The organism is Streptomyces sp. CRN 30, from assembly GCF_034105845.1.
In genome coordinates this window covers 42,821-50,994 of record NZ_JAVRHI010000489.1, presented here as the reverse complement: position 1 = coordinate 50,994, position 8,174 = coordinate 42,821, and the positions used below count along the sequence as shown (strand labels likewise).

The 8,174-nt window shown below is 73.1% G+C and carries 7 protein-coding genes; 5 read left to right on the top strand and 2 right to left on the bottom strand.

The window, feature by feature from the left end:
- The coding region (locus tag UW392_RS55220) for a dihydroxyacetone kinase family protein (RefSeq protein WP_320783051.1) at nt 1-1,600 on the bottom strand (1,600 nt) is incomplete at its 3' end.
- A complete protein-coding gene (locus tag UW392_RS55215; RefSeq protein WP_320783050.1) occupies nt 1,597-2,589 on the bottom strand; it encodes a sugar phosphate isomerase/epimerase family protein in 993 nt (330 codons plus the stop codon). The genes UW392_RS55220 and UW392_RS55215, both read right to left, overlap by 4 nt.
- 174 nt (nt 2,590-2,763) lie before the next feature.
- On the opposite strand from UW392_RS55215, the gene UW392_RS55210 reads away from it, so the two are divergent.
- The 5 genes from UW392_RS55210 to UW392_RS55190 all read left to right on the top strand — a co-directional run bounded on the left by UW392_RS55210 (nt 2,764) and on the right by UW392_RS55190 (nt 8,071).
- A complete protein-coding gene (locus UW392_RS55210) occupies nt 2,764-3,498 on the top strand; it encodes a GntR family transcriptional regulator (RefSeq protein WP_320783049.1) in 735 nt (244 codons plus the stop codon).
- A 313-nt stretch (nt 3,499-3,811) separates the two neighbouring features.
- Nucleotides 3,812-4,783: a tripartite tricarboxylate transporter substrate binding protein gene (locus UW392_RS55205; RefSeq protein WP_320783048.1), complete on the top strand. Its 972-nt coding sequence runs from the start codon at nt 3,812-3,814 to the stop codon at nt 4,781-4,783.
- Nucleotides 4,780-5,349, top strand: a complete 570-nt coding sequence (locus UW392_RS55200; RefSeq protein WP_320783047.1) for a tripartite tricarboxylate transporter TctB family protein — start codon at nt 4,780-4,782, stop codon at nt 5,347-5,349. The genes UW392_RS55205 and UW392_RS55200 overlap by 4 nt, the downstream gene beginning before the upstream one ends.
- Entirely contained in the window at nt 5,346-7,070 is a 1,725-nt protein-coding gene (locus UW392_RS55195; RefSeq protein ID WP_320783046.1) for a tripartite tricarboxylate transporter permease, read from the top strand. Before UW392_RS55200 ends, UW392_RS55195 begins: the two co-directional genes overlap by 4 nt.
- The gene (locus tag UW392_RS55190; protein WP_320783045.1) at nt 7,067-8,071 is read left to right on the top strand and encodes a 4-hydroxythreonine-4-phosphate dehydrogenase PdxA; all 1,005 of its coding nucleotides are present in this window, start codon (nt 7,067-7,069) and stop codon (nt 8,069-8,071) included. Before UW392_RS55195 ends, UW392_RS55190 begins: the two co-directional genes overlap by 4 nt.
- Nucleotides 8,072-8,174 lie beyond the last annotated feature (103 nt).

Below are 8,174 nucleotides of genomic sequence, written 5' to 3'. Positions count from 1 at the left end.
CGGCGCGGGCGGCGTCCGCCCAGGCGGCGGCCAGCCCGGCGGTCGCCGAAGTGGCGGGTCCGTCGCCGGTTCCCGCACCGGCCGTGAGCCGGTCCGCGAACGGCAGGGCCGCGTCCACCAGGGTCTTGTCACCGGGTTCCGCCCCGCCGAGACGCCGTACGGCGTCCACGCCGGCCCGTACGGCTGCGGCGATACGGGACGCGTCGGCGCCGCCCCGGTCACCCAGCACGGAGCCGCCCGCGGTGAGCGCCGCGCCCCACAGGGCGCCGGAGGTGCCGCCGGCCCGCTCCGACCAGGCGGCACCGGCGCGGGCGAGGACCGTACGCGCCCCGGCGCCGGAGGCCGCGGCCTCCTCGGCGGCCTCGCAGGCGGCTTCGGCGCCGCGCCGCATGCCGATGCCGTGGTCGCCGTCGCCCGCGACCGCGTCGATGTCGCCGAGTCGTCGCTCATGGGCGACGACGGTGTCCCGTACGGTGCGCAGGCCCGCGGCGATCCGGCGGCCGAGCGCCTGCGAGGCGACGTCACCGGGCTCGGCGTCCGGTGTGCGGTGGGTGGTGGTCAGGTCGTCGGTGCGGTCGGGGCGGGGAGTCACGTTGCCACGCCGGAAGGCGGGCGTGGCGGCCGGGGCCGTCCACAGTTCCTCCAGCTCGGCGTCGAGGAAGGTGAGGGTGAGCGAGAGCCCGGCCATGCCGAGGCTGGTGACGTGCTCGCCGACCTCGGGGGCGACGACGGTGAGCCCCTCGGCGGCCAGCCGTGCGGCGACCGCGCGGTGGACGACGTAGAGCTCCTCGTACTTGGTGGCGCCCAGGCCGTTGAGCAGGACGGCGACCCGGTCGCTGCCCCCGGCCGCGGCGGAGGCGGCCTTCCGCTCCGCCAGCAGGTCGCCCACCAGCAGTTCGGCCACCTCGTCGGCGGTCGGCAGCGCGCCCTCGCCGATACCGGGCTCGCCGTGGATGCCCAGGCCGACGCCCATCCGGCCGGCCGGGACGGTGAACAGCGGCTTGTCGGCGCCGGGCAGCGTGCAGCCGTCGAAGGCGACGCCGAGGGTGCGGGTGGCGGCGTTGGCCTTCTCTCCGGTGCGCAGCACCTCGTCCAGAGGGCGGCCCGATTCGGCCGCCGCGCACAGGATCTTCAGTACGGGCAGGTCGCCGGCGATGCCGCGGCGCAGCTCGGGCCGGTCGGCGGGGCCGGAGGCGATGTCGTCGGTGACGGCGAGGACCCGGGCGTCGATGCCCTCGGCACGCAGCTGTTCGGCGGCCTGCCCGAAGTGCAGGACGTCGCCCGCGTAGTTGCCGAACCCGAAGACGACGCCGCCACCGTTGTCGGCGGCCCGCGCCACCGAGCAGATCTGCGAGGCGGAGGGCGAGGCGAAGATGTTGCCGCAGGCGGCGCCGTGCGCGAAGCCGGGGCCGACCCAGCCGGCGAAGGCCGGGTAGTGGCCGGTGCCGCCGCCGAGGACGACGGCCACCTGGCCCGGTGGGGTGGCGGAGGCGCGGACGACGCCGCCGTGCACGGGGCGCACCTGGTCGGCGTGGGCGGCGGTGAAACCGGCCAACGCCTCGTCGGCGAAGGCTTGAGGATCGTTGTGGAGGAGGGTCACGGCCGCTCCTCCGCCGTGGCGTCCGTGGCGTCCGTGCCGTCCGTGGTGGGCGCGGACAGCTTGGTGGCCAGGATGCGGCGCAGGTAGTCGCGGTTGCGGGCGGAGACGCCGAGGCCGTCGCCGCCGTAGTGCTCGGTGCAGATGGGGCCGTCGAAGCCCGCGTCCAGCGCGAGGCCGAGGGCGCGCCGGTAGTCGATGACGCCGGACTCCACGGGCGCGGGCACGCTGAACCAGGCGCCGGTGGCCGGGTCGTGGTCCCGGTAGTAGTTCTTGATGTGCCAGTAGTTGACGTACGGCAGGACCGGGGTGAGCAGCTCCTCCCAGTGCGGCACGGGACGGTGCAGCCGGACGAGGTTGCCGATGTCGGGGTTGATGCCGACGTTGTCCAGGCCGATGTCGCGCACGAGGCGGACGGAGCTCTCGGGGGTGCCGAGGTAGGTGTCCTCGTACATCTCCAGGGACAGCCGCAGGCCGAGGCCGGCGGCGCGTGTCCCCGCGGCGCGCAGCCGCTCCACGGCCAGCGCCCAGGCGCGCTCGTCGCCCTCGGGGTCGCCGGCGCCCGGCTCGTGCCAGAACCACAGGGCCTCGCGCTGGGCGACGGTGAGCGGCCGGTGGAGCCCGGCGCACACCACGGTGGTGCCCAGCTCCGCCGCTGCGTCGATGCTGCGCAGCAGGTACGCGGTGTTGGCCGCGGCGGTGTCCGGGTCGGGGTCGATGACGCTGCGCCGGGTGACGGAGATCGCGGAGACGCCGAGCTCGAACCTCTTGAGCGTGCGGGCGAGTTCGCGCAGCCGCTCGGGCGGCAGGTCGCCGGGGCGCAGCCAGCTGTCGGTGAGGTCGACGTGGTCGAAGCCCTCGGCGGCGACCTCGTGCAGCACCTGGCCCCACTGGTGGGCGGTGGCGTCCTGCACCGGGCCGCCGTCGGGGGTGGTGTTCGGGAACTGCAGGAGGGCGGCGCCGATGGGCCAGTCCTGCGCGGTGTGGGACATCGTCGTCTCCGTGGGGTTCGGCTCCGGGCTCCGAGCTCCGGGCTCACGGCTCCGGTGGGGCGGCCGGACGGCTCTGAATCATGGACCCTATAGGATCTTTTCGATGGGGAACACCCCCGGAGCGGTCACGGGGAGGTCCCGCAGCGGGGCCGCCGCGCTAGGATCGCGACCGAGATGAGCAGAGAAGACAGCGGCGCCGCCGTCGCACGGAAGCCCGCACGCAAGCCGGTGGTGCCCCGACGGGTCCTGCGCGACGGCGTGTACGACGCCATCCTGGAGAAACTGCTGGACGGCTCGACACCGCCGGGCAGTTCACTGGGCATCGACTCCCTCGCCCGCGAGCTGGAGGTCTCCCCCACCCCCGTCCGCGAGGCGCTGGTGCAGCTCGAACACACCGGCCTGGTTTCGCGGGTGGCGCTCAAGGGCTACCGGGTGGCACCGCCGCTCTCCCCCGAGCAGCTCGCGGAGCTGTTCGACATGCGCGGCATCCTGGAGATCGCAGCCGTCGAGCGCGCGGTCTCCCAGGCCGAGGACCTGGTGCCGGAGTTGCGCGCGGCCCACGCCCAGCACGTGCTGTGCGCGCACCGGGTCCGCAAGTTGCGCGGCACGGGCGGCCGGCCCACCGACTTCGCCGACCTGCGCGAGTACTTCGCGGCCGACTGGGAGTTCCACCTCACCATCATGCGGGCGGCCGGAAATCGCTTCCTGAACCGGGCCGCCGACCAGCTCAGCGCCCACGTCCACCGGTTGCGGCAGACCGCCGACCACGGCGCCATGGACATCGACCAGGCGGTGGACGAACACGCCGCCATCCTCGCCGCTTTCGAGTCCGGCGACCCCGAGCGCCCCGTGGCGGCCATGCGGGCGCACCTGGGGGCGGTGGCGCGCCGGGTCTCGGCGGACGGCTGAGCGACCTCGGCGACGGGCCGGAGGACGGTTCACGGCGACGGCCGCGGAACATCGACGATGTTCCGCGGCCGTCGCCGTGTCCGGAGCCTTGAGCCGCCGGGTCCCGACCCCTGAGCCGCCGGGGCCGGTCCCCTGAGCCTCCGCGTCCGGCCCCCTGAGCCTCCGTGTCCGGATCTTTTCCCTCCCCGCAACCTCTTGCCAAGCCTCGCGGCGAGCCTTAGCGTCGTCTCGCATATCCAATAGGATCTCTGATGTCGCACGGGACGGCGGCTCGGAGCACGATCCTCCCCCTCCTGACGCAAGAAGGTCGACGATGAAGTCACCGCTGCGCCTGGCGCTGGCCGTCACCAGCGCCATCACGCTGACCTTGACATCGGGTTGCTCGCTGCTCGACGCGAGCGCTCCGGTACCCGACGACTGGACCCCGCGCGGGTCGGTCTCGGCCGTGGTCGCATTCGCCCCCGGCGGCGGCAGCGACCGCTCGGCCCGGGTCGTCGCCCAGGGCCTCAACGAACTCGAGGCCGGGTTCGACGTCAACGTCGAGAACAAGGAGGGCGGTTCCGGCGCCGTCGGCTGGGCCACCTTCCTCGCCGAAGAGGGCAACGGCAACGCCCTGCTCGTCGCCGAGACCGCCCTCAACACCCTGCCCGCCGTCTACGACGTGCCGTTCAGCTACCGCGACTTCACCCCGCTGGTGATGTTCGCCGAGGACTCCCGCATCGTCGTCGCCGGCAAGGACTCCCCGTACGACACCTGCGCCGACCTCGTCGAGGATGCGAAGCAGAAGAAGGTCAAGACCGGGTCCAGCGGCAAGACCGGCGCGGACTCCCTGGTCGTCGCCGAGTTCGAGAAGAACGGCGGCCAGTTCTCCGTGGTGCCCTACGGCTCCACCGGCGAGGTCCTCACCGGCCTGCTCGGCGGGCAGATCGACGTCGCCCCGGCGAGCGCCGCGTCCGCCAAGCCGTACCTGGAGAGCGGTGACTTCAAGGCGCTGTGCACGCTCACCGAGGAGCGCTACGACGACCCCGTGATGAAGGACGTGCCCACCGCGGCCGAGCAGGGCCTCGACGCCGAAGTCACCATCTGGCGCGGGGTCCTCGCTCCGAGCGGCATCGCCGACGTGCAGCGCGACTACTGGATCGAGGCGATCCACAAGGCGATGAAGAGCGACACCTACACGGACTACATCAAGAACGACATGCTCATCCCCGCCGACGTCAGCGGCGAGGAGTTCGAGCGCTTCCTGGAGAGCTACGACCGCGAGATGCAGGAGGTGTTCGCGTGACCCGGCCCGCCGACGCCAGCCCCGTCACCGCCGCGCCGGACGCGTCCGCCCTCCGCCGCAGACGGCCCGTGCTCACCGCCCACGCCGTACTGGCCGCCACCGGCGCCCTGTTCTTCCTCGGCTCCTTCGCCTACCCCTGGACCAACCCGGAGGACGGCACCATCGGCGCCGGCGCCCTGCCCCGGGCCGCCGGGCTGCTGCTGGCCCTGATCGGGGCCGCGCTGATCTGGCAGGAGACCCGGACCGGTTCCGTCCTGGAAGGCGACGGCCACGTCACCGAGGAGGCGGAGCACACCCCCGAGGAGCGGCGTGCCATCCGCCGCAAGCTGGTCGTCGTCACCGCCGTGATGGCCGTGACCGGCCTGCTCATCCCGGTCCTGGGCATGCTGCCCACGCTGACCCTGATGACCCTCTTCCTGACGGCCGTCGTCGAGCGGCTGCGCCCGCTGGTCTCCCTGGCCACCGCCGCCGGCGTGCTCGTCGTCTCGTACGCGCTGTTCATCGTGGTGCTGCGGGTGCCGCTGCCGCTCGGTCTGTTCGACCCCGCCGTCTGGAGCGCCCTGTGATCGACAACATCGTCACCGGTTTCGGTGCCGCCCTCAGCGCCGAGAACCTGCTGTGGTGCTTCGTCGGCGTGCTGCTCGGCACCGTCATCGGCATCCTGCCGGGCCTCGGCTCGGCGACCGGCGTGGCCATCCTCATCCCGGTCACCCTGACCTTCGACCCGCTCACCGCGCTGATCATGCTGGCGGGCATCTACCACGGCTCCCAGTTCGGGGCCACGATCACCGCGATCCTCATCGCCACCCCCGGCGAGGCCTCGTCCGTCGTCTCCACCCTCGACGGGTACCGCATGGCACGGCAAGGACGGGCCGGCCCCGCGCTGGCCATCTCCGCGCTCGGCGCCTTCGTCTCCGCGATGGCCTCGCTGTTCGCGCTGGCCGCCGTCGCCCCGTTCTTCGCCCGGCTCGCGCTGGACTTCGGGCCGCCCGAGATGCTCGCCGTGATGATCCTCGGCCTGTGCACCATCGTGGTCTTCTCCGGCAGGAACCTGCTGCTGGGCATGGCGCTGGGCCTGGTCGGCATCCTCATCGCCTGCATCGGCGTCGACGTCGGCAGCGGTACCCCGCGCTACACCTTCGGCCAGATCGACCTGTTCGGCGGCGTCCCCTACGTCGAGGTGATGATCGGCCTCTTCGCCATCGGCGAGCTGCTGAACCAGCTGCACACCGGCATGGCCGAGCCCATCCGGGCCCGCTTCCGCGACCTGCTGCTGAAGAAGGAGGACCTGAGGCGGGCCGCTCCGGCGACCGCCCGCGGCACCGTCGTCGGCTTCCTCCTCGGCTGCCTGCCCGGCGCCGGTACGACGCTGGCGTCCTTCATGGCGTACGGCGCGGAGAAGCGGTTCTCGAAGAACCGGCACAAGCTGGGCACCGGCGCGATCGAGGGCGTGGTCGCCCCGGACGCGGCCACCAACTCCGCCTCCAACGCCAACTTCGTGCCCACCCTGGTGCTCGGCGTCCCCGGCGGCGCCACCACCGCCGTACTGCTCGGCGCCTTCCTCATCTACGGCATCCAGCCCGGCCCGCTGCTGTTCGAGAACCAGCCGACGCTGGTGTGGGGCCTGCTCGCCTCGTTCTTCATCGGCAACTTCATCCTGCTGGCGCTGAACCTGCCCCTCGCGCCGGTCCTCGCGCAGCTGCTGCGCGTGCGGTACGCGATCATGTACCCGCTGATCATCGTGACCAGCCTGGTCGGGGCCTACTCGGTCAAGAACAGCATGCTGAGCGTGTGGATCGTGATCGTCTTCGGCCTCGTCGGCTACGCCATGAAGCGGCTGAACCTCCCCGTCGCGCCGCTGGTCCTCGGCCTGGTCATCGGCCCGCTGTTCGAGAAGGCGCTGGTGCAGACGTCCGCGCTCGGCGAGGGCGCGGTCCTGCCGACCGTCTTCGCCAGCCCGGCCGCGCTCGTCATCCTGGCGCTGGCCGCCGTCCTGGTCGTGGGACCGGTGGCCGTCAAGGCGCTGCGCCGCGACCGCGGCGGGGCGCCGGGCATGGGAGGCCCCGGCACGGGCGGCCCCGGTTCGGACGGCACCGCCCCGGGCTCCCCGGACGCCGGCACCCCCGCACCCGGCGCCTCCTCGGCCGACGACGGCACCGCTGACGACGGCACCGCTCCGGATGACACCCCGCCCGGCGAGAACACCCCGCCGTCCCCCGCGTCTGACGGATCGTCACGGCACCCCTCCTCCACCGCCCCCTCCCCCGCCCACGAAAGGCAGTCATGAGCACCACCACCTCCCGCCGTCCCCGCGTCGCGGTCACCCTCGGCGACCCCGCCGGCATCGGCCCCGAGCTGATCGCCAGGCTGCTGTCCGAACCCGAGAACACCGCCGCCGCGGACATCGTGCTGATCTCCGACGAGGCCGAGCTGAAGGGCGCCGGCGATGACGCGGGCCTGACCGTCGCCTACGCCACCGAGTACACCCCGGGCGTCCCGCTGCTGCACGACAACAGCGCCCACCGCCCCGCCGGGGAGTTCGAGCGGCGCACCGCCACCGAGGCCGGCGGCCGCTGGGCCCTGGCCAACCTCCGTACCGCGCTGGACATGGCGGGCCGGGGCGAGGTGGACGCCATCCTGTTCGCGCCGCTCAACAAGACCTCGCTGCACCTGGCCGGGATGACGGAGAACGACGAACTGCGCTGGTTCGAGAAGGTGCTGGGCGTCGACGCCTTCACCTCCGAGCTGAACATCCTGCCCGGCCTGTGGACCGCCCGCGTCACCTCCCACGTCTCCATCGCGGAGGTGGACGCGGGCATCACCCGCGAGAACGTGGTCAAGGCCGGCGAGCTGCTGCACCAGGTGCTGCGCGAGGCCGGCGTCGAGGCGCCCCGCATCGGTGTCTGCGCCCTCAACCCGCACGCCGGCGAGAACGGCAAGTTCGGCCGCCACGAGCTGGACGTCATCGCCCCCGCCATCGGCGACCTGACGGCCGAGGGGCTGGACTTCAAGGGCCCGTTCCCCTCGGACACCATCTTCCTGCGGGCCCGCGCCGGCGACTTCGACGGCATCCTGACCATGTACCACGACCAGGGCCAGATCGCGATGAAGCTGATCGGCTTCGACGGCGGCGTCACCATGGCCGGCGGCCTCCCCGTGCCGATCTGCACCCCGGCCCACGGCACCGCCTTCGAGATCGTCGGCCAGGCCAAGGCCAACACGGGCTCGGTGCAGAACGCCTACGACCTGGCGGTCCGCATCGGAGCCAGCCGCGCGGCGGCGGTCTGACACCGTACGGCTCACGGGCGCAGGGCCGGGGGACAGTGCCCCGGCCCTGCGCCCGTTCTCCCCGGTCGGGGTGAGTTGCTGCCGGGAGGGGCACGTGGTGAGG

Coding starts and splice junctions, on each gene's coding strand:
- UW392_RS55190 (WP_320783045.1), top strand. CDS start 7,067: ATGAGCACCACCACCTCCCGCCGTCCCCGCGTCGCGGTCACCCTCGGC.
- UW392_RS55205 (WP_320783048.1), top strand. CDS start 3,812: ATGAAGTCACCGCTGCGCCTGGCGCTGGCCGTCACCAGCGCCATCACG.
- UW392_RS55215 (WP_320783050.1), bottom strand. CDS start 2,589: ATGTCCCACACCGCGCAGGACTGGCCCATCGGCGCCGCCCTCCTGCAG.
- UW392_RS55210 (WP_320783049.1), top strand. CDS start 2,764: ATGAGCAGAGAAGACAGCGGCGCCGCCGTCGCACGGAAGCCCGCACGC.